At 71.0% G+C, this 26,007-nt stretch carries 24 protein-coding genes and 1 tRNA gene; 7 read left to right on the top strand and 18 right to left on the bottom strand.

What is annotated here, in order from left to right:
- Positions 1-101: 101 nt before the first annotated feature.
- From AB0H71_RS17760 to AB0H71_RS17745, 4 genes are all read right to left on the bottom strand, one after another.
- Positions 102-632, bottom strand: a complete 531-nt coding sequence (locus tag AB0H71_RS17760; protein ID WP_357021557.1) for a DUF3145 domain-containing protein — start codon at positions 630-632, stop codon at positions 102-104.
- A 96-nt stretch (positions 633-728) separates the two neighbouring features.
- Positions 729-1,562, bottom strand: a complete 834-nt coding sequence (locus tag AB0H71_RS17755; RefSeq protein WP_357021555.1) for a serine hydrolase domain-containing protein — start codon at positions 1,560-1,562, stop codon at positions 729-731.
- 42 nt (positions 1,563-1,604) lie between these two features.
- On the bottom strand, positions 1,605-2,735 hold the full coding sequence (locus AB0H71_RS17750; protein WP_357021552.1) for an NDMA-dependent alcohol dehydrogenase: 1,131 nt from the start codon (positions 2,733-2,735) through the stop codon (positions 1,605-1,607).
- 133 nt (positions 2,736-2,868) lie between these two features.
- Entirely contained in the window at positions 2,869-3,921 is a 1,053-nt protein-coding gene (locus tag AB0H71_RS17745; RefSeq protein ID WP_357021549.1) for a phosphotransferase family protein, read from the bottom strand.
- Positions 3,922-4,009: 88 nt separating this feature from the next.
- Between AB0H71_RS17745 and pabB the strand changes: the two genes are divergently transcribed.
- Positions 4,010-6,349, top strand: a complete 2,340-nt coding sequence (gene pabB, locus AB0H71_RS17740) for an aminodeoxychorismate synthase component I (protein ID WP_357021546.1) — start codon at positions 4,010-4,012, stop codon at positions 6,347-6,349.
- 154 nt (positions 6,350-6,503) lie between these two features.
- Here the strand turns inward: pabB and AB0H71_RS17735 are convergent, their stop codons facing one another.
- Positions 6,504-6,740, bottom strand: a complete 237-nt coding sequence (locus AB0H71_RS17735; RefSeq protein ID WP_357021967.1) for a cold-shock protein — start codon at positions 6,738-6,740, stop codon at positions 6,504-6,506.
- Between the two features lie 151 nt (positions 6,741-6,891).
- Between AB0H71_RS17735 and AB0H71_RS17730 the strand changes: the two genes are divergently transcribed.
- Entirely contained in the window at positions 6,892-8,535 is a 1,644-nt protein-coding gene (locus AB0H71_RS17730) for a TerD family protein (protein ID WP_357021543.1), read from the top strand.
- 5 nt (positions 8,536-8,540) lie between these two features.
- Here AB0H71_RS17730 and AB0H71_RS17725 read toward each other — a convergent pair whose 3' ends face one another.
- Entirely contained in the window at positions 8,541-8,834 is a 294-nt protein-coding gene (locus tag AB0H71_RS17725; protein ID WP_067654870.1) for a hypothetical protein, read from the bottom strand.
- 275 nt (positions 8,835-9,109) lie between these two features.
- On the opposite strand from AB0H71_RS17725, the gene AB0H71_RS17720 reads away from it, so the two are divergent.
- Entirely contained in the window at positions 9,110-9,403 is a 294-nt protein-coding gene (locus tag AB0H71_RS17720) for a hypothetical protein (RefSeq protein ID WP_174552840.1), read from the top strand.
- A 10-nt stretch (positions 9,404-9,413) separates the two neighbouring features.
- On the opposite strand, the gene AB0H71_RS17715 is transcribed toward AB0H71_RS17720, so the two are convergent.
- The 5 genes from AB0H71_RS17715 to AB0H71_RS17695 all read right to left on the bottom strand — a co-directional run bounded on the left by AB0H71_RS17715 (position 9,414) and on the right by AB0H71_RS17695 (position 17,352).
- On the bottom strand, positions 9,414-10,628 hold the full coding sequence (locus tag AB0H71_RS17715; protein ID WP_357021540.1) for a VWA domain-containing protein: 1,215 nt from the start codon (positions 10,626-10,628) through the stop codon (positions 9,414-9,416).
- A gap of 130 nt (positions 10,629-10,758) precedes the next feature.
- The gene (gene narI / locus AB0H71_RS17710) at positions 10,759-11,487 is read right to left on the bottom strand and encodes a respiratory nitrate reductase subunit gamma (RefSeq protein ID WP_357021537.1); all 729 of its coding nucleotides are present in this window, start codon (positions 11,485-11,487) and stop codon (positions 10,759-10,761) included.
- Entirely contained in the window at positions 11,484-12,128 is a 645-nt protein-coding gene (gene narJ, locus AB0H71_RS17705; protein WP_357021535.1) for a nitrate reductase molybdenum cofactor assembly chaperone, read from the bottom strand. Before narJ ends, narI begins: the two co-directional genes overlap by 4 nt.
- Positions 12,125-13,717 (bottom strand): nitrate reductase subunit beta, encoded by a 1,593-nt coding sequence (gene narH, locus AB0H71_RS17700; RefSeq protein WP_357021533.1) that lies wholly within the window; start codon positions 13,715-13,717, stop codon positions 12,125-12,127. The genes narJ and narH overlap by 4 nt, the downstream gene beginning before the upstream one ends.
- Complete coding sequence (locus tag AB0H71_RS17695) at positions 13,717-17,352, bottom strand: nitrate reductase subunit alpha (RefSeq protein ID WP_357021530.1); 3,636 nt, start codon at positions 17,350-17,352, stop codon at positions 13,717-13,719. The genes narH and AB0H71_RS17695 overlap by 1 nt, the downstream gene beginning before the upstream one ends.
- A 102-nt stretch (positions 17,353-17,454) precedes the next feature.
- Between AB0H71_RS17695 and AB0H71_RS17690 the strand changes: the two genes are divergently transcribed.
- Both AB0H71_RS17690 and AB0H71_RS17685 read left to right on the top strand, forming a co-directional pair.
- Positions 17,455-18,342: a tellurite resistance/C4-dicarboxylate transporter family protein gene (locus AB0H71_RS17690; protein WP_357021527.1), complete on the top strand. Its 888-nt coding sequence runs from the start codon at positions 17,455-17,457 to the stop codon at positions 18,340-18,342.
- Between the two features lie 113 nt (positions 18,343-18,455).
- Positions 18,456-19,217 carry a class I SAM-dependent methyltransferase gene (locus tag AB0H71_RS17685; RefSeq protein ID WP_357021524.1) on the top strand — a complete coding sequence of 254 codons (762 nt, stop codon included), beginning with the start codon at positions 18,456-18,458 and terminating at the stop codon, positions 19,215-19,217.
- Here AB0H71_RS17685 and AB0H71_RS17680 read toward each other — a convergent pair.
- The 3 genes from AB0H71_RS17680 to AB0H71_RS17670 form a co-directional block, all read right to left on the bottom strand.
- Positions 19,214-20,053 carry a pentapeptide repeat-containing protein gene (locus AB0H71_RS17680; protein WP_357021521.1) on the bottom strand — a complete coding sequence of 280 codons (840 nt, stop codon included), beginning with the start codon at positions 20,051-20,053 and terminating at the stop codon, positions 19,214-19,216. The two genes, AB0H71_RS17685 and AB0H71_RS17680, sit on opposite strands and share 4 nt — an antisense overlap.
- 320 nt (positions 20,054-20,373) lie before the next feature.
- The gene (locus tag AB0H71_RS17675; protein ID WP_357021520.1) at positions 20,374-21,699 is read right to left on the bottom strand and encodes a toll/interleukin-1 receptor domain-containing protein; all 1,326 of its coding nucleotides are present in this window, start codon (positions 21,697-21,699) and stop codon (positions 20,374-20,376) included.
- Positions 21,700-21,800: 101 nt separating this feature from the next.
- A tRNA-Ile gene (locus AB0H71_RS17670) sits at positions 21,801-21,874 on the bottom strand.
- Between the two features lie 113 nt (positions 21,875-21,987).
- Between AB0H71_RS17670 and AB0H71_RS17665 the strand changes: the two genes are divergently transcribed.
- Positions 21,988-22,431, top strand: coding sequence for a nitroreductase family deazaflavin-dependent oxidoreductase (locus tag AB0H71_RS17665; RefSeq protein ID WP_357021517.1), 444 nt, complete (start codon positions 21,988-21,990; stop codon positions 22,429-22,431).
- Between the two features lie 45 nt (positions 22,432-22,476).
- Here the strand turns inward: AB0H71_RS17665 and AB0H71_RS17660 are convergent, their stop codons facing one another.
- Together AB0H71_RS17660 and AB0H71_RS17655 are read right to left on the bottom strand one after the other, a co-directional pair.
- On the bottom strand, positions 22,477-22,626 hold the full coding sequence (locus AB0H71_RS17660; RefSeq protein WP_357021514.1) for a hypothetical protein: 150 nt from the start codon (positions 22,624-22,626) through the stop codon (positions 22,477-22,479).
- 298 nt (positions 22,627-22,924) lie between these two features.
- Positions 22,925-23,311: a hypothetical protein gene (locus AB0H71_RS17655; RefSeq protein ID WP_357021511.1), complete on the bottom strand. Its 387-nt coding sequence runs from the start codon at positions 23,309-23,311 to the stop codon at positions 22,925-22,927.
- Positions 23,312-23,378: 67 nt separating this feature from the next.
- On the opposite strand from AB0H71_RS17655, the gene AB0H71_RS17650 reads away from it, so the two are divergent.
- Positions 23,379-23,888 carry a hypothetical protein gene (locus AB0H71_RS17650; RefSeq protein WP_357021508.1) on the top strand — a complete coding sequence of 170 codons (510 nt, stop codon included), beginning with the start codon at positions 23,379-23,381 and terminating at the stop codon, positions 23,886-23,888.
- Positions 23,889-23,892: 4 nt separating this feature from the next.
- Here the strand turns inward: AB0H71_RS17650 and AB0H71_RS17645 are convergent, their stop codons facing one another.
- Together AB0H71_RS17645 and AB0H71_RS17640 are read right to left on the bottom strand one after the other, a co-directional pair.
- On the bottom strand, positions 23,893-25,041 hold the full coding sequence (locus AB0H71_RS17645; RefSeq protein ID WP_357021505.1) for a PDR/VanB family oxidoreductase: 1,149 nt from the start codon (positions 25,039-25,041) through the stop codon (positions 23,893-23,895).
- On the bottom strand, positions 25,038-25,925 hold the full coding sequence (locus AB0H71_RS17640; RefSeq protein ID WP_357021503.1) for a metal-dependent hydrolase: 888 nt from the start codon (positions 25,923-25,925) through the stop codon (positions 25,038-25,040). Before AB0H71_RS17640 ends, AB0H71_RS17645 begins: the two co-directional genes overlap by 4 nt.
- Between the last annotated feature and the right edge of the window lie 82 nt (positions 25,926-26,007).

Raw genomic sequence — 26,007 nt, 5'->3', positions numbered from 1 at the left:
AAGTTACCAGGTCGAGATCCACCAAACACCATTAGGGAGCCGAACGATCCCCGAGTCTCGGGCCCACCACCGAAGGCCGCGACCGGTCGGTTCTCCGGCGCTCAACCCACATCCCGGCGCAGCCAGGTGACCTCGGCACCGGCCTCGTATCCACCGCGGAACGCCTCGAGCTCCTCGTCCCACGCGGTGCCGAGCGCGCGCTCGATCTCGGCGGAGAGGTCGTAGTACCGCCCGATCTCGCGGGCGGCGTCGAGCATCGAGCGCAGCCGCATCTCCCCGACCTGCACATCGCCATTGGCGCTGGTGCTGCCGTGCCAGAGCCCGAGCCCCGGCACGAAGCTGTACCGCTCGCCGTCGACGCCGTCGCTCGGATCCTCGGTCACCTCGAAGCGCAGCACCGGCCAGTCGCGCAGCGACCGCGCGATCCGGGCGGCGGTGCCGACCGGGCCGACCCAGTCACTGGTGGCGCGGAGCTGGCCCGCCGCGGCGGGCTGGCCGGTCCAGGTGAGCTTGGCGGGGGCGCCGAGCGCCGAGGTCAGAGCCCACTCGACGTGCGGGCACAGCGCGGCTGGCGAGGAGTGGATGTACACCACTCCCGCCGTCGCATCAGAGAACTGACTCGATGCGCGCACCATTGACACCTCCAGCTTCGACGAGGGACGTCTTCCCCAACGGCCCGACGGAGCTGGCGTTGCCCGAGTGTACTGGAGTGCTCGGAGTTACAAGTGTTACTCGGCCCCCGTGTTGACCCCGAGTGACTTCTCGGCGATCACCGCGTCGCTGAACGCGGGCCACGCCCCCCGTGCCCAGTCCCCGAAATTCTCGTCGCTCAGCGCGACGCACGCCACCCGGATTTCCGGGTCCACCCACAGAAAGGTCCCCGACTGGCCGAAATGGCCGTACGAGCGGCCGGAATTGGTGCTCCCGGTCCAGTGCGGGGACTTCCCGTCGCGGATTTCGAAACCGAGTCCCCAGTCGTTCGGGCGCTGCCTGCCATAGCCGGGGAGGATGCCGTCGAGGCCGGGGAACTGCACGCCGGTCGCCTCCCGGTGCGTCTCCGTGGAGATCAGCGCGGGTTCCAGCAACTCGGCAGCGAACCGGGTCAGGTCGGTCACCGAGGAGGTGGCGCCGTGCCCGGCCGGGCCGTCCAGCGCCGAGTGAATCATACCGAGCGGTTCGAAAACCGCCTCCCGCAGGTACTCCGGGAAGGCGATGCCGCTCTCCGCCTCGACCAGCTCGGCCAGCAGCTCGAACCCGGCGCTGGAGTAGATCCGCTTGGCGCCCGGCTCGGCGACCACCTCGCGGGTGTCGAAGGCGAGGCCGGAGGTGTGCGCGAGCAGGTGCCTGACGGTCGCGCCCGGCGGCCCGGCGGGCTGCTCGAGCTCGATCGCGCCCTCCTCGACCGCGACCAGAACCGCGTACGCGACCAGGGGTTTCGTCACGGAGGCGAGGCGGAAGACGTGATCCGCGTCACCGGTGGTCGCTACCGCGCCGTCGGCGGTGACGACCCCCGCCGCCGCGTTCCCGACCGGCCAGTTCCGTAGTTGCTCGAAGGCGCGCACGCCGCCGAGCCTACAAAAGCGCCGCCGGCCGGGGCGCGGCGATCAGCGATCGGCGTCCGAGTACTTGATGATGCCCCGGATGTTCTTGCCGTCCAGCATGTCCTGGTAGCCCTGGTTGATGTCCTCCAGCCGGTAGCTGCGGGTCACCATGTCGTCCAGGTTGAGCTGGCCGGACTTGTAGAGCCGGAGCAGCGCGGGGATGTCCTGGCGGGCGTTGCCGCCGCCGAAGATGCAGCCCTTGACGGTCTTCTGCAGCATGGAGAGCAGGAAGCTGTTCAGCTTGACGTCGGAGGCGTCCATCCGGCCCATCGAGGTGACCACGACGGTGCCCGCCTTGCTGGTGAGGATGAGCCCCTCCTCGATGTAGTCGCCGTGCATCTCGCCCATGGTGAGCACGACCTTCTCCGCCATCCGGCCCTCGGTGGCCTCCATGAGCGGGACGATGGCCTCGGCCATGCTGGCGTAGGCGTGCGTGGCCCCGAACTTCTGCGCCTGCTCGCGCTTCCACGGGTTCGGGTCGATGGCCACCACCTTGGAGGCGCCGGAGAGCACCGCACCCTGCAGCGCGCTCATCCCGACGCCGCCGATGCCGGCGATCACCACCGTCTCACCCGGCTGCACCTGCGCCACGTGCGTGGACGAGCCGAAGCCGGTGGGCACGCCGCAGCCGACCAGGCAGGCGACCTCGAACGGGACGGTCGGGTCGATCTTCACCACCGAGGTGTGGTGCACCGTCATGTACGGCGAGAAGGTGCCGAGCAGGCACATGGGGATGACGTTCTGCCCGCGCGCCTGGATGCGGTAGGTGCCGTCGCTGATGGCCTGGCCCATGAGCAGCCCCATGCCGAGGTCGCAGAGCGCCATATTGCCGCTCACACAGGCCGGACAGCGGCCGCAGGCGGGGATGAACGAGAGCACCACGTGGTCGCCGACGGCCAGGTCGCCGGGGACGTTCGGGCCGACCTTGGTGATCACTCCGGCGCCCTCGTGGCCGCCCATCACCGGGAAGGACGGCATCGGCGTCGCGCCGGTCACGATGTGGTGGTCGGAGTGGCACATCCCCGCTGTCTCCAGCTGGATCTGCACCTCGCCTGCGACCGGGTCACCGACCTCGATCTCCTCCACCGACCACGGCTCGTCGATCCCCCACAGGATCGCGCCCTTCGTCTTCATTTCGCGTCGACCTCTCGCATGCGCATGGCTGACTGTGACAGCCCTTACACTACGAGAAGATTGAAACACGTTCTAGTGTTGTCGCGAAATTCGCCTGCCGAAGATCAGTCGGTTGGCTGAACACGTTGCAGATTCACATCAAGCGTTGCGCCCGCTCGAAGAGCTCCAGGGTGATGGCGTGCAGGAAGTCGCCGACCTGCTTGGGCGCCTTGCCCGCGAAGGCGCGGGCGTGCGTGCCCTCCAGCACGATGCCGAGCTTGAAGCAGGCGAGCACGGTGTACCAGTCGACGGCGCGCAGGTCGCGGCTGGAGAAGCGGCCGTAGTGCTCGACCATCTCGGCGGGGGTCGGCAGCCCGCCCGCCGCGCCGAGCAGCCCGACGAGCGCGGCACCGGTGGTGCCCGGCTCCGGGCGGGTGGCGAGCTGCCAGCCCAGGTCCAGCAGCGGGTCGCCGATGGTGGACATCTCCCAGTCGACCAGCGCGGCGACCTCGGGGCCGTCGTAGGAGAACATGATGTTGGCGAGGTGGCAGTCGCCGTGCAGGATGCCGGGCGTCCACTCGGCCGGGCGGTTGCGGTCGAGCCAGTCGCCGACCGCCTCGACGCCGGGGATCCGCGGGCCCGGGTACCCCTCGTTCTGCGTGTACGACTCCAGCTCGCCGAGCCAGCGCGGCACCTGGCGCTCCAGGAAGCCGTCCGGGCGGCCGTAGTCCGCCAGCCCGAGCTCGCGGTAGTCGAGCGCGCCGAGCCGGGCGATGGCCTCGACCGCGGAGAGCCCCATGCTCCTCCTGAGCTCGGGGTCGCTCGCGTGCGGCTCGGGGAGCTCGGTCTGCGGGTTGAAACCGGTGATCGGCTCCATGAGGTAGAAGACGGCGCCGATCAGGGTCTCGTCCGGGTTGGCGGCGATCACCCGTGGCGCGCGCACGTCGGTGCCGTTCAGCGCGCCGAGCAGCCTGGCCTCGCGGCGGATCACCTCGTTGGACTTGGACCGCAGGTGCTCGGGGCCGCGGCGCAGCACGTACTCGCGGCCGCCGCGGCGGAATTTCAGCATGATGTTCTGGGTGCCGCCGCCGAGCGCGACCACGTCCTCGAACGGTCCGCCGGGCAGCCCCTGCTCTTCCATCCAGTCGCCGACGACCGCGAAGTCGACGACATCTCGTTTCACGTCGGCCGGTTGCGCTACAGACATGCCGACATTCTGCCCTAGCTCGGCCGCGCAACTGAAGGCGTGCGGCAGCAGTTGCTCCGGTGCTGCTCGGCGTAGGGTTCGGAGCACGATGCGCACGCTCCTGATCGACAACTACGACTCGTTCACCTACAACCTGCACCAGTTGCTCGGCGCGGTGAACGGCGTGCCGCCGGTCGTGGTCCGCAACGACGCGGTGACCGATATCGCGGAGCTCGAGCTGGAGCGGTTCGACAACATCGTGATCTCGCCCGGGCCGGGGCGGCCGGATGTGCCGCGGGACGTCGGGATCTCGGCGGCGGTGATCCGGGAGGCCGGGTTGCCGCTGCTCGGGGTCTGCCTCGGGCATCAGGGGATCGTGGTGGACGCGGGCGGGGTGGTCGCGGCGGCGCCGCTGCCGCGGCACGGGTATCCGGATCGGCTCGCGCACGACGGGGACGGGCTCTTCGCCGGGCTGCCCGCGGATTTCACCGTGATCCGGTATCACTCGCTGGCCGCGCTGGAGCCGCTGCCCGGGTCGCTCGCGGTGACGGCGCGGAGCTCCGACGGGGTGGTCATGGGGGTGCGGCGGCTGGATCGGCCGCAGTGGGGGGTGCAGTTCCACCCGGAGTCGGTGTCGAGTGAGTTCGGGGCGGCGTTATTGCGCAATTTCGCGGAATTGACGCGGCGGGAGAGTGTTTCCGCACGTCGCGGAGGTGAGGTGCGGGGTCCCCTGGCTGCCGCGCTTCGGCCCGCGGCCCCGGCTTCGCGCACGGAGCGGCTCGATGACGGCGCCGCGCGGCGGGCGGGCTCGCGTGCCCGGCCCGCGCAGCGCGGGACCTCGGGCGAGGGCGGAGGGCCGACGCCCGCGGCCGACGGGCAGGCTTCCTCCGGCCATCGGCACGCGCCCTCGGGCGATCATCTCGCGCTCCCTGTGCATCGCCCGGCGACCGACGCCGCAGCACGATCGCCCGCACCGGACGCCGAGCACTTTGCGCCGAGCGCGGCGACCGCCGGCCCGCGGCGCCCGCGATACACCCTGCGGCACATCGCGATCCCCCGCGCCATCGACACCGAGGCCATCTTCCTGCGGCTCTACGCCGACTCCTCCACCGCCTTCTGGCTGGACAGCGAACACGTCGAGCCGGGCCTCGACCGCTTCTCCTTCCTCGGCGACGCGAGCGGCCCGCTGGCCGAAGTCGTGCGGTACCGGGTGGGGGCGGGCGCGGTGCGGGTGGAGTCGGCGGCGGGGGTGCGGTCCGTGCCGGGCAGCGTGCTGGAGTACCTGGCGGGTGAGGTGCGCCGCCGGTCGGAGGTGGAGCGGCCGCCGCTGCCCTTCGATTTCGCCTGCGGCTACGTCGGCTACCTGGGCTACGAGATGAAGGCGGAGTGCGGGGGGAACGCGGTGCACACCGCCGAGACCCCGGACGCCCAGTGGATCTTCGCCGACCGCATGGTGGTGGTCGACCACGTGGCCGCCCGCACCCACCTGCTCGCGCTGGACGACGGCGGCGGCGCGAGCACCGCCTGGCTGGCCGCCACCGAGGCCGCGCTGGCCGCGCTGCCCACCTGGAGCAACCCGGCCCCGCTGAGCGTCCCGGCCGACCCCGCCGCCATCGCCCCGCTGCTCGGCCGCGGCCGCGAGCGGTACCTCGCCGATATCGCGGTGTGCCGGGAGCGGCTGCACGCGGGCGAGTCCTACGAGATCTGCCTGACCGACGCCGCGCGGGTGCCGGACGACCGCGACGGGCTCGCGCTCTACCGCACGCTCCGCCGCTGCAACCCGGCGCCGTACGCCGCCTACCTGCGCTTCGGCGAGCTCGAGATCGCCTGCTCCTCGCCGGAGCGCTTCCTGCGCATCGACCGCACCGGGACGGTGGAGAGCAAGCCGATCAAGGGCACCGCGCCGCGCGGCGCCACCCAGGCCGAGGACGACCTGCTGCGCCGCGAGCTGGCGGGCGACCCGAAGACCAGGGCCGAGAACTTGATGATCGTCGACCTGCTCCGCAACGACCTGGGGCGGGTCTGCGAGATCGGCAGCGTGCACGTTCCCGAGCTGATGGCGGTGGAGTCGTATTCCACGCTGCACCAGCTGGTCTCCACGGTGCGCGGCACGCTGCGGCCGGACGCGGGGCCGGTGGACGTGCTGCGCGCCTGCTTCCCCGGCGGGTCGATGACCGGGGCGCCGAAGCTGCGCACCATGGAGATCATCGACGAGCTGGAGACCGAGGCGCGCGGCGTCTACTCCGGCACCATCGGCTACCTGGACGTCTCCGGGACAGCGGATCTGAACATCGTCATCCGCACCGCGGTGCGCACCGCGGGCGGGTGGCGGATCGGCGCGGGCGGCGCCATCGTGCTCGGCTCCGACCCGGCGGCGGAGTACCTGGAGATGGTGCTCAAGGCCGCGGCGACGTACCGCGCGCTCGCCCCCGCGCCGGTCCGCGGGTAGCCCGCGCCCCCGAGGCTCGGTGCGGCGACCGAGCAGCGCAGCCGGTGAGCGCGGTCGGCACGCGGCTCGAACAGCCGCTGTGGTTCGCGGTCAGCCCGGCTCCCGGCTGCCTGCGCGCGGTCGGCACGCGGCACGAGCAGCCGCCGGTTCGCGGTCAGACCGCCGCGCGCACCGCCCCCGCTTCGGGACCGCGCGGCCCGACGGTGCGCACGAAGGTGACCGGCTGCCCGGCATGCAGCGTGCGATACCCGGGCCCCTCGATACCGGTGTACTCCACGAAGACCGGCGCCGGATCGTCATCGGCGGCCAGGAAACCGAACCCCTTCGCGGCATCGAACCAGCTCACCACCCCGCTGCACCGATCTGCCGGGACGACGGGCGCGGGCGACAGGGCGGGGCTGGCCACGATGCTGATCTCCTGAACCTCGGCGAATCCGCAGCCACCGTACTCCGGCCCGCGCCGGACGGCACGGCCGAACCGCACGGCGCCCGGCTCCGGCGGTCCGGGCGTGTCGGTGCCCCGTGGCATAGTTCCCTTCACCATGGAACGATCGACCACACCGGAGCTGAGCCGGGGCGCGCACACCGAGGTGCCGGGTTCGCTGCTGGCCGTGGTGATTTCGTGGCGCTCCGAGCACGCGATGGACGCGGTCGCGCTGCTGCTCGACGCGAACGACCGGGTCCGCACGGACCGGGATCTGGTGTTCTTCAACGCGCCGAGGCACCTCTCCCAGGCCGTCACGCTGGATCAGCAGCCGGAGCCGCACACCGCGCGGCTCAGCGTCTCGCTGCCGCGCACCGAGGCGGCGGTGCGGCGCATCGTGATCGGCGGCGCGCTGGAGGCGGGCACCTTCGCCGAGATGGCCGGGCTGACGCTGGAGGTGCTCGACGCGAGCGGCCCGGTCGCGCGGTTCGCCGCCACCGGCGCGGAGCCGGTGCGGGCGCTCATGTTCGGCGAGTTCTACCGGCGCGACGGCGGCTGGCGGTTCCGCGCGGTCGGCCAGGGCTGGGCGAGCGGGCTGGCCGGGCTGGTCACCGAATTCGGCGTCACCGTCGCCGAATCCGAGCGCCGCGGGCCGGAGCTCACCCGGCCGCAGCGGGTGCTCCCGCCACCGCCGCCGCCCGCCCCCGAGCGCGCGGACTGGCACCCCGACCCCGACGACCGCACCCGGCTGCGCTGGTGGGACGGCACCGGCTGGACCGCCGAGAGCGCCGTGCACGTGCCGGCCGGCTCCCGGCGCTGCCCGCGCTGCGGCGCCGAGCTGCGCCGGAAGATGCTCGGCGGCCTCGCGCCGTGCCGCGGCTGCGAGCAGCGGGTCGCGGAGTACCTCACCCAGTGGCAGGCGCGGGCCCGCAGGCTGCTGGCCACCGAGGGCCTGGACGGCACCGGCTGGGACGACCTGCTTGCCGCGCTCCGCTACCAGCGGATCGAAGAGCACAAAGGCCGGGAGTTGCTGCGGGAGAGCGGGATCGCGCACGTGGAGCGGCTGGTCACCTTCGCCTTCGCCGACGGCGAGGTGCTCGACGACGAACTCGCCGCCTTCGAGCACGCCGTCACCGAGCTCCGGCTCGGCGGGCCGCTCGTCGACGACCTGCGCCGCCGCATGCAGCGCGGCCACACCCTGAGCAGGCTGCGCGGCGGCGAGCTTCCCCAGGTGCGCACCCAGGGGCTGCACCTCGACCCCGAGGAGGCGGTGCACCTGGACCTGCCAGCCGTGCACCTGCGCATGCTGGCCCGCGGCCCGCGCCGCACCGAGGGCAGGCTGATCGCCAGCAACAAGAAGCTCCGCTTCACCGGCCACGGCATCGGCACCGAGTTGCCCTGGGCGCGGGTGGTCTCGGTGCGGGTGCAGGGCGGCGACGTGGTGGTCGCGGCGACCTCGGCGCGCGGCGGCGCCACCTTCACCGTGGCCGACCCGGAGTACGTGGCGGCCGTGCTCGAGGGCGCGCTGCGGGTGGCGAAGCGGCTGGTGCTCAGCCCGGGGCAGCGCGATTCGCGCAGCGTCCCGCAGGAGGTCAAGGCCGCGGTGTGGCAGCGCGACGGCGGGCGCTGCGTGGAGTGCGGCGACGGCCACTACCTGGAGTTCGACCACATCATCCCGATCAGCAGGGGCGGCGCGACCAGCGCCGCCAACCTGCAGATCCTGTGCCGGGCCTGCAACCGGGCCAAGGGCGCCCGGATCTGACCGGCTCAGATATTGAGCACGGCGTTCATGATGGTGCCCGCGCTGGTGGCGACGACGCCGCCGATCATGGCGCCGGCGATCTGCTTCGGCGACTGCAGCCCGCTGCCGCTCCACTTCTCCCAGGCGAAGCGGCCACCGGCGTAGATGATCGCGATGATGCCGGAGAGCAGCGCGAACCAGGTGATGTACCGGACGAACTGCATGATCTTGTCCGACAGCGGCGGTGCCTCCGGCGTCGGGTTCCCCACCTGGGCCAGCGTCGTGAAAGCGTCCCCCACCGACGCCAGGATGATGCTCACCGCTGCACTCCCCTCTCCAGGACACGTTCTGCCGACGGGCAATTCGCTCCCTCGAGGATACGGCCCCGGCCCGGCACCGCGCTGCCGCCGGCGCCCGAGCGCTGCCCCGCCTGCCCCAGCGCTGCCCCCTCCCCGCCGCAGCCGCGCGGCAACGACCTGGGCGGACTCCCGCGACGCGCGCCGACTCGAGCCGGACGTGGCACATCCACCCCGGCGACCGGATACGATTCCAGGAGTGTTCCCCGCCCTGACCCACGATCCGGAGTGAGCAGACCATGATCATGGCCTCCGCCCTCGACAGCCTGGCGTTCTACGACACGCTGGCGCAGATCGGTAACCCCAGCCCGGAAGCGCCGCCGATCTCCGACAAGTTCCTGCAGCTCGTCCGCTACTTCACCTGGTTCGTGCTGCTCGCGGGCATCGTCGCGATCATCTTCGCGGGCGGCAAGTTCGCCTGGGAGAAGTGGACCGGCGGCGGGCTGGAGTCGCCGAAGATGGTGGCGGGCGCGATGATCGGTGGCGTGGTCGCCACCAGCGCGGGCACCATCATGAACGCCGTCATCGGCTGAGCCACCCGGCTCAGCGCGTGATGCCGGCCGCCCGCGCGGCCCGGAGCCACTCCGGGAACTCGCCGAGCAGCCGGGCGTAGAGCTCGGCGTCGTCCACCTTGTCGATATCGTCCAGCGCGAAGAACCCGGCATTGTCGACGACCCGGCCGTCCATCTCGTCGAGCGAGCGCAGCAGCCCGTAGTTCGCCTTGCCGAGCCCGACGAACTGCCAGAACGCGGGGAGCTGCGCCGCCGTGCGCATGAGCTCGGCGATCTCGCGCTTCTTCGCGAAGCCGCCGTCGGTGAAGAAGAGCACCAGGGTGGGCGGGCCGCCGGGGCGCAGGGTGGAGACGATGTCGCCGATGATCGGCAGCTCCTCGTTGCGGGCGCCGAGCGCGCCGTAGTCGATGCCGCCGTGCACGCCGTTGAGGTGCAGGAATGTCTCGCACCACTGCTCGGCGTGCTCGACCGTGATCTCTGGCAGCCTGGTGTGTTTCAGCGCGTAGAGGTACGGCTCCAGGGTGCCGTCGTCGTCCAGCTGGATGGCGATCGGCACCATGCGCTCGACCACCCGGTGCACCACCTTCCGGTGGTACTGCTTGGCCATGCTGCCGGTCTTGTCGATCACCAGCACCACGCGGGCGCGGACATCACCGGCCTGTTTCGCGTGCAGCACCGTCGAGACCTCGCGCTTGCGCAGGTCCAGCTTCTGCCGCTTCTCCAGCGAGAGCTTCGCCTCGCCGGGCACCGAACGAACGGCGGGTGGCGCGGGCTCGTCGGAGTCGACCGAGACGCCGTGGTCGGTGACCAGGTCGGCGAAGCCGCCGGCGTACCCCTGGCCGACCGCGCGCACCTTCCAGTCGGCGCCGCGCCGGTAGAGCTCCAGCGCGATCACCACCGATTCGGTGCTCAGCCCGTCGACCACGTACTCGTAGCCGGTCACGCTCGCCACCGGGGCCGGGTGGTCGCCGAAGCGGCCGGCCGGGTCGTCCAGGGTGAGGACCACCCGCACCTGGGCGATCGCCGCGGGTACCAGCGCCGGATCGATGGTCAGCGCGCCGTCGCGCAGGGAAACACCCGGCGCCTGCGGTTGATTGAAGAAGACGAAGTCGGCGTCGGACCGGACCTTCCCGTCCACGGTCACCAGCAGCGCGGCGACGTCGGCCGCGACGGCGGAGCGGATGGTCACCGTCACCGGCCCGGCGGCCAGCGCCCCGTTCTGCCCCTTCACCAGTGCCGTCGTCATACCGCCGCCTCCCGATCATCACCGAAATCGGGTTCAGACTAGAGCGCGGGCAACACCTCCGCGATCTGTTCGGCGGTCCGCGGGGCCCGCGGGGCGGTCCGGCTGGGAGTGCGGCGGGGCCGACGAGCCGTCACACCCGGTCGATCGGCTCCCACCCGCGCCGCGGCCTGCGCTCCCCCAGCACCCGCGGATCCCGCGTGCGGTACACGATGTACGGCCGGAAGAGGTACCGCACCGGCGCGCTGAACATGTGCACCAGCCGGGTGAACGGCACCAGCGCGATGAGCGCCATCCCCGCGACGGCATGGATCTGATACGTCACCGGCACCCCCTCCATGAGCGCCGGATCGGGCCGCAGCGTGAGGATCCCACGCGACCACGGCGCGATGGTCTGCCGGTAGTCGTACCCCGAGGAGATCCGGGACTCGCTGAGCTTGGCCCACATGCCGAGCAGGATGGCCGAGACCAGCATGAGGTACATGACCTTGTCGTTGCCGGTGGTGGCGCGCAGCACCGGGTCGCGGGTGCGGCGGCGGTAGATCAGGATCGCGATCCCGGCCACCGCGAGCACCCCGGCCGCGGTGCCGCCGAAGAGCGAGAGCAGATGGTAGGGGTACTCGGTGAGGCCAACGGCGTCGGTCCAGCTCGCCGGGATGAGCAACCCCATGACGTGCCCGACGAAGACGAAGAGGATGCCGTAGTGGAAGAGCGGCGAGGCGATGTTCAGCAGCCGCGATTCGTAGGGCTGCGAGGAGCGGGTGGTCCAGCCGTAGCGGTCGTACCGGTAGCGCCAGATGAGCCCCGCGACCAGCGAGACGAGGGCGATGTAGGGCAGCCCGGCCCAGAGGAAGGTGCTCACGGCCGCCCCCCGAGCAGGTCACCCGCGTGCGGCGCGCGGCCGGGTGCCTGCGCCGCGGGCCCGACCGGTGTCAGCGGCAGCAGCTCCGGGTGCCCGTACGGTACCAGCCCCACCTCCTCGCCGCGCGGCCCGGCCGCCGCCAGCGCCCGCGCCGCGGCCCGGTCCCGCGGCGACGGCCCGGGCAGCGCCGCGCACAGCGCCTCCAGCACGGTCGAGTACGCCGTCCCGGCCTCGGCCAGCGCGAAGCGCAGCAGCTCCAGCGCGGGCCGGTGCTCGAGCAGCGGGGCACGGTCCCCGGTCGCGGCGACGTACTCCAGCACCAGCGGCAGGTAGTCCGGCAGCTCGGAGCCGACGAGCTCCAGCCCGGCCGCCCGGTACACCCCCTTCAGCCGCAGCAGCGATTCCCCGCGCCGCCTGGTGTCGCCGTCCAGCCACCAGGTGAGGTGCAGGCAGTGCCGATTGTGGAAGTCGAAGACCCGCACGTACTCCTCGGCCAGCGCCCCGAGCGGCACCGACGCCGCGTGCCCGAGGAACGGCCGGAGCGCGGGCGCGCACTCGGCGAGCAGCGGAATCCGCTCGTAGAAGAGCAGATCCGGGTAGTCGAGGCAGTGCGCCACCGCCTGGTGGAACGCGGGCCTCATCCCTGCGCCTCGTCCCCGGTCTGCCTGGCCCGCAGCACGTGGAAGCTCTCCACCGTGGCCAGCGGCACGAAGCTCCGCCCGGATTCGTCGCCGAAGGGTCCCGGCTCGGCCATGCCGGGCCCGCCGTCGTAGTCCAGGCTGCACCCGTCCGGCAGCACCGACTCCTCCAGCGCCTCGGCATCGCCCGCGGCGGCGGTCGGGATCACGTACCGCTCCTCGTACTTCGCGATGGCGAGCAGCTCGTGCATCTCGTACAGCTCCGCCCCCGACATCCCCACCGCGGTAGCGATGCTCTCGTCCGGCATCTCCTCGAGGTTGATATCGCGCAGGTAGGAGCGCATGGCGGCGAGCCGGGCGAGGCTGTCCCGCACCGGCTTCGGGTCGCCGGCGGTGAAGAGCTCGGCCAGGTACTCGAGCGGAATGCGCAGGCTGTCGATGGCGCCGAACAGGTTGTGCGCGTCCTCGCCGTCGAAGCCGGTGGCGGTGAGCGCGTCGACCACCGGGGAGAGCGGCGGGATGTACCAGACCATCGGCATGGTGCGGAACTCCGGGTGCAGCGGGAGCGCCACCCGGTAATCGCAGATCAGCCTGCGCACCGGGGAGCGGCGGGCCGCCTCGATCCAGTCCGGCGCGATCCCGGCGCGTTCGGCCTCGCGCCGCACCAGCGGGTCCTCCGGATCGAGGAAGAGGTCGAGTTGCGCTTCGTACAGCGCCTTCTCGTCGCGCACCGACGCCGCCGCGACCACCTTGTCCGCGTCGTAGAGCAGCACGCCGATGTAGCGCAGCCGCCCGACGCAGGTCTCCGAGCACACCGTCGGCAGCCCCACCTCCACCCGCGGGTAGCAGAACGTGCACTTCTCCGCCTTGCCGGTGCGGTGGTTGAAGTACACCTTCTTGTACGGGCAGCCGGTGACGCACTTGCGCCAGCCCCGGCAGCTGTCCTGGTCCACCAGCACGATGCCGTCCTCGGCGCGCTTGTACATGGCGCCGGAGGGGCAGGCGGCGACGCAGGCCGGGTTCAGGCAGTGCTCGCAGATCCGCGGCAGGTAGAACATGAAGCTCTGCTCGAACTCGAAACGCACCGCGTCCGCGGCCTTCTCGCGGGTCTTGCGGACCATCGGGTCCTCGTCGCCGAACTGCGTCGCGCCGCCCAGGTTGTCGTCCCAGTTCGCGCTCCACTCGATCGCCATGTGCTTGCCGGAGAGCAGCGAGCGCGGCCGCGCCACCGGGTAGTCGTCGCCGAGCGGGGCCTCGTGCAGCGTGCGGTAGTCGTAGGTCCACGGCTCGTAGTAGTCCTGGACCAGCGGCAGTACCGGGTTGGAGAAGATGTTCAGCAGCGTGCGCAGCCTGCCGCCGCCCTTGAGCGCGAGCCTGCCGCGCCGGTCCAGGGTCCAGCCGCCGCGCCAGCGCTCCTGGTCCTCGTAGCCGCGCGGGTAGCCGAGCCCGGGCCTGGTCTCCACATTGTTGAACCAGACGTACTCCATGCCCGCCCGGTTGGTCCAGGTCTGCTTGCAGGTCACCGAGCAGGTGTGGCACCCGATGCACTTGTCCAGGTTCATCACCATCGCCAGCTGTGCCATGACGCGCATCAGTACCGCACCTCCTGGGATCGGCGGCGGAGCACCGTCACCTCGTCGCGTTGGTTGCCGGTGGGGCCGAGATAGTTGAAGCCCCAGCACAGCTGGGCGTAGCCGCCGATCAGGTGGGTGGGTTTGAGCAGCACCCGGGTGAGCGAGTTGTGGATGCCGCCGCGCTTGCCGGAGCGCTCGGCGCGCGGCACGTTCACCGTGCGCTCCTGGGCGTGGTGCATGTAGACGGTGCCCGCGGGCATCCGGTGCGAGACGACGGCGCGGGCGACCACGACGCCATTGCGGTTCACCGCCTCGATCCAGTCGTTGTCGCGCACCCCGATGGCCGCCGCGTCCTGCGGCGACACCCAGATCACCTGCCCGCCCCTGGAGAGCGAGAGCATGAGCAGGTTGTCCTGGTACTCGCTGTGGATGGACCACTTGTTGTGCGGGGTCAGGTAGCGCACCGTGACCTGCGTGGTGCCGTCCGGGCCGAGCTCCGGCTCGCCGAAGAGCCGGTGCAGGTCCAGCGGCGGCCGGTAGACCGGAAGCGCCTCGCCGAACTCGTGCATCCAGTCGTGGTCGACGAAGAACTGCTGCCTGCCGGTGAGCGTGTGCCAGGGCCGCAGCTGCTCGGTGTTCTGCGTGAAGGCGGTGTAGCGGCGGCCGCCGGTCTCGCTGCCCGACCACTCCGGCGAGGTGATCACCGGCACCGGCGCGTGCTGGGTGTCGGCGTAGGTCACCCGGGCGCCCTCGTGCTCGGCGGCGAGCTGTGCCATCGGCTGCCCGGTGCGCCCCTCCAGGGTGCGGAACCCCTGGGTGGCGAGCCTGCCGTTGGTGGTGCCGGAGAGCGCGAGAATGGCGTCGGCCCAGCGCACGGCGGTATCCAGCCGCGGCCTGCCCGCCGCCGGGCCGTCGCGCACCACGCCCCCGGACTTCAGCGCCGCCACCTCGACATCCGGCCGCAGCACCAGCCCCTTGACCGGCAGCCCGCGCTCCTCCGCCAGCGGGCCGAGCGCGGCGAACTTCGCGCCGACCGCGGTGTAGTCGCGCTCGACCACGGTCAGCGTCGGCATGGTCTTCCCGGGGATCGGCGGGCACTCGCCGCGCCGCCAGTCCAGCGCCACACCGCCGGGCTGCGCGATCTCACCGGGTGTGTCGTGCTGCAGCGCGGTCGCCACCAGATCGCGCCGCACCCCGAGGTGGTCCCTGGCGAGCTCGGAGAAGCGCTCCGCGATGGCGCGGAAGGCGTCGAAGTCGGTGCGCGCCTGCCACGGCGGGTCGATCGCCGGGCTGAAGGAGTGCACGAAGGGGTGCATGTCGGTGGAGGAGAGGTCGTGCTTCTCGTACCAGGTGGCGGCGGGCAGCGTGATGTCGGAGAGCAGGGTCGAGGAGGTCATCCGGAAGTCCAGCGAGACCAGCAGGTCCAGCTTCCCCACCGGCGCCTCGTCGTGCCAGGTGACATCGCGCGGCCGTGCCCCCGGCGCCGCCTCGGCCGCGGCGAGCGCGGAGTGCGTGCCGAGCAGGTGCCTGGTGAAGTACTCCGCGCCCTTGGCCGACGAGCCGAGCAGATTGGAGCGCCAGAGCGTGAGCACCCGCGGCCAGTTGCGCGGCTCGTCCGGATCCTCGCAGGCGAACCTCAGCTCGCCCGAGCGCAGCCGTTCGACCGCGCTGCCCACCGGGTCGTCGCCATCGCCGAGGTCGAGCGGGTTGCGGTCGAAGGTCGGGTAGCTCGGCATCCAGCCGGAGCGCACCGACTGCGCCAGGCAGTCCACCGCCGCCATGTCCGCGAAGCGGCCGTCGCTGAGCGGGGAGGCCAGCGCGTCGGCGCGGAAGGTGTCGTAGCGCCACTGGTCGGTGTGCAGGAAGAACCAACCGGTGCCGATCATCTGCCTGGCCGGGCGGGCCCAGTCGATCGCGCCCGCCAGCGTCGACCAGCCGGTGAACGGCCGCACCTTCTCCTGCCCCACGTAGTGCGCCCAGCCGCCGCCATTGCGCCCCTGGCAGCCGGTGAGCTGGAGCAGCGCGAGGAAGGTGCGGTAGATCGTTTCCGAATGGAACCAGTGATTGGTTCCGGCGCCCATGAGGATCATGCACCGGCCGCGGGATTTCACCGCGGTCTCGGCGAACTCGCGGGCCAGCCGCGCGCAGGCCGCCGCGGGTACCGAGGTGTGCGTCTGCTGCCAGGCCGGGGTGCCCGGGTGCGCGGCGTCGTCGTAGGACTCCGGCCAGTCGCCGGGCAGCCCCGGCCTGCCGACCCCGTACTGCGCGAGGACCAGGTCGAACACCGTGGTGACGAGCGGGCCGTCCGATCCCAGCCGGCGCGCGGGCACGCCGCGGGTGAGGACCTCGCCCGCGACGTCGAAGCGCGGCAGCGCGATCGGCACCGGCTCGCCGGAGCCGTGCAGCGAGAGGACCGGTTCCACGCCGTCCAGATCCAGATTCCAGCGGCCCTTCCCGGAGTCGGTCCAGCGGAAGCCGAGCGAGCCGCCCGGCACCGCGGGCGCGCCGGTGCCGGCGTCGAGCACCACGGTCTTCCACTCCGCGCCCTCGGCGTCGTCGCCGAGATCGGCCGCGCGCAGGAACTTGCCCGGGAGGTAGCGGCCGTCCCGCTCGGTGAGCGTCACCAGGAAGGGCAGGTCGGTGAAGCGGCGCACGTAGTCGGCGAAGAAGGGGGTCTCGCGGTCGACGAAGTACTCGCGCAGGATGACGTGCCCCATGGCCAGCGCCAGCGCGCCGTCGGTGCCCGGGTGCGGGTGCAGCCACTCGTCGGCGAATTTCGCATTGTCGGCGTAGTCCGGGGCCACCACCACGACCTTCTGGCCGCGGTAGCGCGCCTCCGCCATCCAGTGCGCGTCCGGCGTCCTGGTCACCGGGACATTGGAGCCCCACATGATCAGGTAGGCCGCGTCCCACCAGTCGCCGGACTCCGGCACATCGGTCTGATCCCCGAAAACCTGCGGCGAGGCCACCGGCAGATCCGCGTACCAGTCGTAGAAGGAGAGCATCGGCGCCCCGATGAGCGCCATGAACCGGGCCCCCGCCGCATGCGAGACCATGGACATGGCCGGGATCGGCGAGAACCCCGCCACCCGATCCGGCCCGTGCGTTCGCACCGTGTGCACGTGTGCCGCGGCGATGATCTCCACCGCTTCGTCCCAGCTCGCGCGCACCAGCCCGCCCTTGCCCCGCGCCCGCTGGTAGCGGCGTCTGCGCTCGGGCTCGGCCTGGATGTCGGCCCAGGCCAGCACCGGATCACCGAGCCTGCGCCGCGCCTCCCGGTACTGCTCCAGCAGGACGCCGCGCACGTACGGGTACCGCACCCGGGTCGGCGAGTAGGTGTACCAGGAGAAGGCGGCGCCGCGCGGGCAGCCGCGCGGCTCGTACTCCGGCCGGCCCGGCCCCACCGAGGGGTAGTCGGTGGCCTGGGTCTCCCAGGTGATGATCCCGTCCTTGACGTAGACCTTCCAGCGGCACGACCCGGTGCAGTTCACCCCGTGCGTGGTGTGCACGACCTTGTCGTGACTCCAGCGATCGCGGTAGAAGGTGTCCCCGTCGCGCCCGCCCCGGTACCGCACCTCGTGCAGGTCGGGTGAGGTCTGCGCGCGCGAGAAGAATTTGCCGGTGCGCAGCAGCAGTGCGTCGGGTTCGCTCATCGGTCCCTCACCTCGTGCCGGTGGAGCCTGTGCCACCCCATCAAAACACGATTAGCTGCCCGATTGCTTGACCTCGGTTCGAGTTGCCGCTGTGATAGCCGGGTGGGTGAGCGATGGTGGCGGGAGCTGCCGCCGGCGGCGGGGTCGTTCGTCATGGCCACCGAGATCGTCTCCACCGGGCTGCATCTGGCCGGGTTCGCGGTGCTCTCCTGGTTGTGGTTCGCGCTCGGGGCCGTGCTGTGGGTGTTGCTGGCCCTGGATTTCCTGGAGCGGCTCTTCCGCGAGCGGGAGCGCTGGCGCACCGAGGCCGACACGCCCCCGGCGCTGACCGCGGTCGCCGCCACCACCGTGCTCGGCACCCGCATCGCGCTGCAGGGCGTCTCGTGGCCGGCTTTCGTCCTGCTTGCGGTGGCCTTCGCGGTCTGGCCCGTGCTGCTGACCACCGTGATCCGGCACTGGGGTGCGCGCATGCCCGGCGCCGCGTTCCTGGTCTGCGTGGCCACCCAGGGTCTCGCCGTCCTCGGCGCCACCCTCGGCGGCTGGCTGGTGTGGCCGGCGTTGGCCTGCTTCGGCGGCGGGCTGCTGCTCTACGTCGCGGCGTTCCTGCACTTCGACATCGGCCAGGTGCTCGAGGGCCGCGGCGACCAGTGGGTCGCCACCGGCGCGCTCTCCATCTCCGCCCTGGCCTGCGCCAAGCTGCTCGTGCACTTCCCGTGGCTGCGCCCGGTGGTGCTGGTGCTCCTCGCCCTCGCCCTGCTCGGCTACACGGTGTTGATGGTCGCCGAGGTCGTGCGCCCGCGACCCGGGTACGACATCCGCCGCTGGGCCACCGTCTTCCCGCTCGGCATGACCGCCGTCGCCTGCTGGACCGCGGGGACCGCCGCGGATATGCCCGTCCTCCGCACGGTCGGCGCCGTCTTGCTCGTGGTCGCCGTCGGCGCCTGGCTCCTCACCTTCGGCGCCCTGCTGTACCGGCGTAGGTCGGGGTGATGCCACGCGCCGGTTGGCCGTCCAGCACCTACGCCGCCGGCGCCAGGCCCCTAGACTCGGGGCCAGGCAGCATCGGCCGCAAGGGGGAACCGGTGGAGAACAGGGCTGAGGGTATGACGCGGCGATGGAAGAAGCGTGGGCGTGAGGCTTTGGATCGGATCGGCCCGAGGCGGTCCGAGGATCGGGTCATCGCCGAGGCGGCGCAGTACTGGACCAGCCCCGCCGAACCGGCCTGGGCCGGGAACTCGCACTGGCGGACGGGGATTCCCGGGCAGTGGGAGAAGGTCGGCCGGGACCACCTCGCCCTCTTCGACAAGCTGACCCGGGTCCTCGACACCCCGCCGTCGTTCGGCACGGTGCTGGAGTGGGGCTGCGGTGGCGGCGCCAATGCCGTCGCCTTCGCCCCTCGCGCGGAGCGATTCGTCGCGGTGGACGTCGTCCGGGCGAGCCTCGACGAATGCCGCGAGCACACGCTCGCCGCCTGCTCGGTGGAGTTCGTGCCGCTCCTCGTCGAGGTCGAGAACCCCGAGGCGGCGCTCGCGGTCGTCGGCCGCGCGAGCTGCGACGTGTTCCTGTGCCTGTACGTCGTCGAACTCCTCCCCTCCGCCGAGTACGCCACCCGCGTTCTGCGGATCGCCCGCGAGGTGCTCTCCCCCGGCGGAGTCGCCTTCATCCAGGTGAAGTACCGCGACAGCGACGGCCGGACCGCGCCTCGTCGGAACTACGCCCGAAACCTCGCCTCGCAGACGATCTTTCCGATCGATCGGTTCTGGAAGGTGGCGGAGGAGTCCGGTTTCCGGCCCGAGGCGGTGCACCTCGTCCCGGAGAACGAGCTCGACCGGAACTACGCGTATTTCCTGCTCAGCGCGGTCTAACGGCTGGGCGGTGGCCGGAAACCCACCGGCCACACCGTCCTGTCGTCGTACTTCACCCCCGCGACGCCGACTCCCGTCAAATCGACACCGGTCAGGTCGGCCCCGCTCAGATCCACATGCTCCAGGGATGTAGCCCGGAAAATCGCCCCGTTCAGGTCGGCGTCCTGAAACCCGACCTCGTTCAACTCCCCTCGCTCGAAGACGGCTCCGGAAAGATCGGCACCCCGGAAGGAGGACCGCCACACATCGGAATCACCCATCACCACCCCCCGAAGGTCGGCCGAATCGAAATTCGTATCGAAGATTCCCGAGGAGTTGATGACAGCCCCGCTCAAATCGGCGCCCCGGAAATCTGTATTCGTCAGCGTCACATCCACCATCAACACCCCGGCCAGACACGTACCGCCTATATCCACAGCATGAATCTCCTCCCCCCTGGTCCGCGCCTCCCCATCCTCCTCGTACCCCCGCCGAGCGATAGCGGTCGAAGCCGCTTCGATATCCGGCCCTATCGCGTCACACGCCGCCCCCGCAGGCGCATGCGTCCGGACAAAAGCCGAAAGCACCGAGAACACCCCCCAGTGATCCCGAGGCGAGTCCACCGCCAACCGCTCCAGCGAGTAGATAGCCCCCAGCCTTATATCCAAATTCTCGGACCCGAGCTGCGAAACCGCCTTGTAGTACCGGTCATTGATCTGCGTCTCCCGCTGCGTCTCCACCTGCAGCCGGCTCGCCTCGAACGACCGCGCCGTGAAGAGCACCGCCCCGATAGCCGTCAACGCGGTCACCAACCCCGCGATCTCCGCGATAGTGATCCCCCGGAACCGCTCGGCCACCCCGCGGAAGAAACTCCTGACCCGCCGAAACCTGACGGCATGCGGGACATGGAGCCGCTGACCAGCCGTACTACGCCCCAACCTGCCCCGCCGCGGCGGCGGGAGATTGCGCCGGGCCCGGCGCGGAACCGGCCGCCGCAGCCCCGCCCCCGCGACTCTGCGCGGTACCGGAGAACTCGATCGACGCGGCGCACCGGGAGTCATCTCGCGATCATGCCGCGCTGACGTTCGATGCGCATCCACCTGGCCCGGCGTTTCTCGTCAGTCGCCACCGTCCTGCAGACTCGGGTGAAATGCATCGGGCAATCACACTTCCCGACTCACCAAGCCTGCCGCTGCTCGAATTCAACACCATCGACCGGGATGACGATCCTCTCCGGCGGCCAGCCAGGATCTGGGATAGATGGCGGCATTCCTAGATTAGCGATCTTCCACTCACCCAGACGCCGGCGCACTAACACCGGCAGCGTGAAGAGGTTCTGACCCGACTCCCAGACCACATACTCCCCATCGGTTGGGGAGAAGAGAATGAGTTCAAAGTCCAGACCGTAACGCCGCGGCTTCTCCGCGAAACCCCAGGAGTCGTCGATACCAGCGGTTATGCCGGCCAACTTCTTCAGCTGCGATTGCAAGAACGGCCCGGAAAGCGCGTGGGCGGACCGAACCCTGCGCAGATCTTTCGCCAGCTCATCGCGATCCAGGCCGAGCAACGTAGGATGCCGGGAATTCGCGAGTATCCAGTCCTGCGCCAGAACCATTCGGAAGTCTTGGTCCATCGCTTCCCACACCGCGGGAAGATCGCCCTCGTTGACAGCCCGAATCCACCGGCGGGCGAACTCGCCGGCACCGTCGGGGCCGAAGTGCGCCTTCATCACCGCCATGACATTCGACAACTCACGGCCCGCAGCCTCGTACACTCTAGTCTTCGGTCCGCACTCCACAGCCCGAACAAATGCCTCGACGGATCGACTGTATTGCTGGGACTGATACAAGTGTTCTCCCAGAGTGAAGGCTGCCCGAGCCGCGACGTCCAAATCTGAACTGCCCGCGAGGTCGGTCAGTTTCTTCTCCGCAGCGACGGAGTCAGTCTCCAGCAGTGCCGAAGCTTGCTCCACCGGGTCATTCTTCAGGCCGAAAACCGGCACGCCCAGCGGCGCGGGAACAACCCCCGGCCGCCCGAAGATCTGCCGAATCAGCGGGACCAGTTCTTCCTCGGACAGCGTCTCCAAGCAGTGATAGCTGGTCTGATTCAAAACCGCCGGAATATGTCGAACAGTTGCGCTTTCGGTAACGATCGGGATGAACTTCACCCGCGGACTCTGGGAGTGGTAGAGCTCTCCGGTGATGATTGAGCCCTCCCAATCGACGCCGACCCCACCTCCTGAGTCTCGCCTACCGCTGTAGCGCTCGGCGTATCTCTCGGTGACCACGACGAGCACGACGTCCGACTTCTCGATCTGCTCGGCCATCCACCGGGGCCATGAGCGCGGCGGATCGTGCTCGACGTACCGATCGATCATCACGTCGACGCCATGGCCGCGAAGTGCGTTCGCTATATCGACGACGCGTCCTTTATGTACGTCGTCATCGTGGCTGTACGAGATGAAACATCGCGGAGCCCGCTCCTCACTCGAGGTCGTTGTCACCCGGCCATTTTCGCACCCGGACCAGGAGGCAGCGTTCGGGGGCAGCGTGGGACCCGCACTGCCCTGAACGTCCCAGGCATCGGAGTTCCAAAAGCTATTTGTGGGGCGGGCGGGGCTCGAACCCGCGACCAATGGATTATGAGTCCACGGCTCTAACCGACTGAGCTACCGCCCCCGACCTCGCGATCACGAGTGCCACCGGATGCTACCGGCTCACCTGATCCCGACACCAGTTGCGAGCTCGGCACTAGGGTGGCAGGACGTACCCGCGAGGTTCCGGAGGCCGTGATGGCGAGTGTGTTCGTGAAGCTGTTGCAGGCGCATCAGTGGCTGTACGAACGCAGTGACGGGCGGGTGGGGCACCGGGTGCTGTTCGGGAATCCGACGCTGCTGCTGCGGACCGTGGGGCGGAAGAGCGGGGAGCCGCGGGTGGCGGCGTTGACGTACGGCCGGGATGGGGACAATTTCCTGGTGACGGCCTCGAACGGCGGGGCGGACAGGCCGCCGGGGTGGCTGGCGAATCTGAAGGCGCGGCCGGAGTGCGAGATCCAGGTGGGGCGGGAGCGGATCCGGGTGACGGCCAGGCCGACGTATCCGGGGGATCCGGATTACCTGCGCCGGTGGACGATCGTGGACGGGGTCAACCAGGGGCGGTACACCGACTATCAGAAGCTGACCGCGCGGCCGCTCGCCGTGGTGGTGCTGTCGCCCGCTCACAACGAGCAGGCGTGATCCGTCGCGTCCGATGCGCGAACGCACCGGACGCCGGGACGGGGGTTAGCGGGGGCCGCTGTCGATGCGCGCCTCCCGGGGTTCGGCATTCTCCCAGCGACTGCGATCCAGCGGGGGACGGCTGGCGAGTTGCACGACTCCGATGACCATGAACAGAACGACTGCTACGACCGCGACCACGATCAGAATTTCCACGGACGGCACAGTAGCCCCGCAATCGAGACGCCGCACCGGGTAGCCGGTCTGTACTTCCATGTTTCCCGAACCCGCGGTCACCCAAACCATTCGGGATGGAGCGCCGGTCGGCATCGGCCCTGCTTGTGCAGATTCACAGCCCGCGACCGGCGCTGAATTGTGATCTCCGACAAATTTTCGGGACGAGTGGGGGGCGCTCTCAGGGGAGGGAAGCGGGACACAGCGGGGCGGCAACCGGATCGGTACCGCTAGCTAACGAGTAGCAACGCATACCGGGTCCGGGTTCTGGCAGAAACGGTCAGGAACCCCCGCCGCAGCTGCTACTGCTGCCGCTGCTGCACGAACTTCCGCTGCTGCACGAGGAACCGCTGCTGCACGAACTCCCGCTCGAGCAGGAGCTACCGCTGGAGCAGGACGAACCGTGCGAGTGGTGGTCGTGCGAGTGGTGGTGATGGTGGTGCGACGACGAATCACCGCCGGAGAACCCGAACCCGCTGTCGGACCAGGACGTACTCGAGCTGCCGGAGTCGGCGGCGCTCCACGGTGAGTGCCCGCCGCTGCCGATCCGGGTGGTGAAGTCGCCGAGCTGGTCGTGCGCGCTGGAGACCAGGCGCCACACCAGGAACCCGATGACGAGGAAGACCAGCACCAGCAGCACCAGCGCGACGACGAGAACGGCGGTCATGGCCGAATGGTAGCGCCGAAACCGGCTCCGAGCAGTACGAATCGGTCCCGCTGGCTACAGTGGGGAGGTGGCGCTCCTCCGTTCCCGCGCGGCCGCGCGGCCCGCGATCGACCTGGGCCGGGTCGACCGTGCCGTGGCGGCACTGGAGCTCGTGGAGCCGGTCTTCAAGACCTGCCCGTGGGAGCCGCGCGACCTGGTGATCACCGGGCTGCGGCAGTGGCTGCGCTGCTGCGGGGCCGCGCTGCGCGACGGCCGGATGATCGGCATGCCCTCGCACGCGGTGGACGAGGCGTGGCACGGGCTCATCCTCTGCACCGAGCGGTACGCGGATTTCTGCGCGGCGGCGTACGGGCGATTCCTGCACCACCGCCCGGACGGCTCGGGGAGCGGTACCGCGGAGCCGGTGGAGCGGCAGCTCGGGCGCACGGTGGTGGCCTGGTCGCTGGTGGCGCGGCCGGGTGAGCGGTGCGTGCTGTGGGATCTGGACACGGTGGTCGGGGTGGCCGAGCCGTGGGGGGTGTGCGCGCATCAGATCGCGGCGGTGGAGTCGGAGCTGGCGCGGCTCGCGGCGGGGTGAGCGCTCAGACGTCGAGCACCAGCCGGCCGCCGTCGGCGCGGGAGACGCACGGGAGGATCTCGCCCGCCGCACGCTCTGCGGGGGTGAGCGCGCCGTCGCGGTGGTCGGGTTCGCCCGCCAGTACCCGGGTGACGCAGGTGCGGCAGAAGCCCTGCCTGCACGAGTAGAGGCGGTCGGGGCGCGCCTCGAGCAGGACGTCGAGGGCGGAGCGGTCGGCGGGAACGGCGAGGATCTCGCCGGTGCGGGCGAGTTCCAGTTCGAAGGGGACGCCGTTCTCGACCGGCGCCGGGCCGAAGCGTTCGACGTGCACCTCGACGCCGGGCAGGGGGCGGGTGGCGGCGAGGACGGTGTCGGTCAGGCCGGTGGGGCCGCAGCAGTAGACGGCGGTGCCGGAGCCGAGGCCGGGGAGCAACTCGGTGGCGTCCGGGCGGCCGTCGCGGTCGTCGGTGCGGATGCGCACCCGATCCCCGAAGCGGGCGAGTTCGGTTCGGAACGGCAGGGATTCGGGGGCGCGGCCGGTGTAGACGAGGGACCAGTCGGCGCCGAGCCGGTCGGCGCGGCGGAGCATGGGCAGGATCGGGGTGATGCCGATGCCGCCCGCCACGAAGCACAGCCGGTGCGCCGGGGAGCCGAAGCCGGGGACGGCGAACGGGAAGGCATTGCGGGGGCCGCGGGCAATCAGTGCGCTTCCGGCGGTAAGGGATTCGTGGATCTCCCTGGAACCGCCGCCGCCGGTGTCGATGCGGCGGACGGCGATGCGGTAGGCGTGGCGGTCGTCCGGGTCGCCGCAGAGCGAGTACTGGCGGAGGCGGCCGGAGGGGAGTTCCAGGTCGAGGTGGGCGCCGGGGTGCCAGCGGGGCAGGGCGCCGCCGTCCGGGGCGCGGAGGGTGAGGGCGACGACGTCGTCCGCGACCTGCTCGCGGCGCGCCACGATCAGCGGCAGCCGGTCAGCGTACACCGCCGTGACCGGGGCGCGGCGGTGGGTCAGCGCGGACCAGCGCAGGCGGGCCGAGGCGAGGGCGTGCACCACGCGGAGGGCGCGGTCCGGGCGGCCGTCGCCGAAGAGATCGGCGGGGAGCGGAGGGTCGGCGCTGCCGGAACGACCGGCGCCGGCGTACGTCGCGGCACGCCGCTCCTGCTGTGCCGCACTCACGAGGCCGCCGCCTTCGCGGCGGGCGACTGCGCGAGATACGCCACCGCCTGCGCCGTCGACCCGACCCCGCCCGGGTCATACCCCGGCACGAAAGTGCTTGCCGCACTCCGCAGCAGCGACGGCACACCCGGCAGCGCCCCACGCCACATGGCGGCCCCCACCCGCACCATCAACACCGGATACCCGTGATCCGGCAGCGCCGGATCCTGCCGCACCAGGAACCGGGTCCCCCGCAGCAGAAGCAGCAGGAACACCGGGAAGGTCAGCGTCATGACCGCCGAACGCCGCAGGTACCCCGCCCCGAAATACACCGCGACGTCGTGCGCCACATGCCGGTGCTCCACCTCCTCGGCCCCGTGCCACCGATACAGATCGGCCATCCGCGGATCCGCCCCGAACCCCTCCAGATCCGCATTGAGCACCCAGTCCCCCAGGTACGCGAAGAAGTGCTCCAGGCAGGCGATGAAGGTGAGCCGCTCGACCAGCATCTGGACGGCGCCGTCCGCCCGCGGCCCGAGCGTCTTCCGGAAGAGGAACTCGGCCTGCCGCAGGTACGGCCCCGGATCGATCCCGGCCGCCGCGAGCACCTCGTGCAGCACCCGCTCGTGGGTGTCGGCGTGCACCGCCTCCTGGCCGACGAAGCCGAGCATGGCGGCGCGCAGCCGCTCGTCGCGGACCAGTGGCAGCGCCTCGCCGTAGGCGGCGCAGAACATCCGCTCGCCCTCGGGGAGCAGCAGGTTCAGCGCGTTGATCAGGTGCGAGGCGATGGGCTCGCCCGGCATCCAGTGCAGGGGCGTGTCCGCCCAGTCGAAGCGCACCGCGCGGGCCCGCAGCGCGACCGCGCCGGGGTCGGCGCGCCGGGCGAGCCGTCGAAGCAGCGTCATCGGTACTCCTTCAGTCCCGCTTACCGTAACCACGGGTACGGAGTATCTGCAACACCCAGTTACAGCAATGAGCGGCGTAAGT

This window comes from Nocardia sp. NPDC050697 (genome assembly GCF_040654395.1).
Classification (GTDB): Bacteria; Actinomycetota; Actinomycetes; order Mycobacteriales; family Mycobacteriaceae; genus Nocardia.
The sequence above is the reverse complement of the archived record's forward strand: the minus strand, read 5'-3'. Positions and strand labels throughout refer to the sequence as shown.

Bases quoted from the DNA above. Each gene is read 5' to 3' on its own strand.
- AB0H71_RS17745 (WP_357021549.1), bottom strand. From the start codon at position 3,921: ATGTCTGTAGCGCAACCGGCCGACGTGAAACGAGATGTCGTCGACTTC.
- AB0H71_RS17720 (WP_174552840.1), top strand. From the start codon at position 9,110: ATGATCATGGCCTCCGCCCTCGACAGCCTGGCGTTCTACGACACGCTG.
- AB0H71_RS17685 (WP_357021524.1), top strand. From the start codon at position 18,456: ATGACGCGGCGATGGAAGAAGCGTGGGCGTGAGGCTTTGGATCGGATC.
- AB0H71_RS17695 (WP_357021530.1), bottom strand. From the start codon at position 17,352: ATGAGCGAACCCGACGCACTGCTGCTGCGCACCGGCAAATTCTTCTCG.
- pabB (WP_357021546.1), top strand. From the start codon at position 4,010: ATGCGCACGCTCCTGATCGACAACTACGACTCGTTCACCTACAACCTG.
- AB0H71_RS17655 (WP_357021511.1), bottom strand. From the start codon at position 23,311: ATGACCGCCGTTCTCGTCGTCGCGCTGGTGCTGCTGGTGCTGGTCTTC.
- AB0H71_RS17730 (WP_357021543.1), top strand. From the start codon at position 6,892: ATGGAACGATCGACCACACCGGAGCTGAGCCGGGGCGCGCACACCGAG.
- AB0H71_RS17665 (WP_357021517.1), top strand. From the start codon at position 21,988: ATGGCGAGTGTGTTCGTGAAGCTGTTGCAGGCGCATCAGTGGCTGTAC.
- narH (WP_357021533.1), bottom strand. From the start codon at position 13,717: ATGCGCGTCATGGCACAGCTGGCGATGGTGATGAACCTGGACAAGTGC.
- AB0H71_RS17750 (WP_357021552.1), bottom strand. From the start codon at position 2,735: ATGAAGACGAAGGGCGCGATCCTGTGGGGGATCGACGAGCCGTGGTCG.
- narJ (WP_357021535.1), bottom strand. From the start codon at position 12,128: ATGAGGCCCGCGTTCCACCAGGCGGTGGCGCACTGCCTCGACTACCCG.
- AB0H71_RS17715 (WP_357021540.1), bottom strand. From the start codon at position 10,628: ATGACGACGGCACTGGTGAAGGGGCAGAACGGGGCGCTGGCCGCCGGG.
- AB0H71_RS17640 (WP_357021503.1), bottom strand. From the start codon at position 25,925: ATGACGCTGCTTCGACGGCTCGCCCGGCGCGCCGACCCCGGCGCGGTC.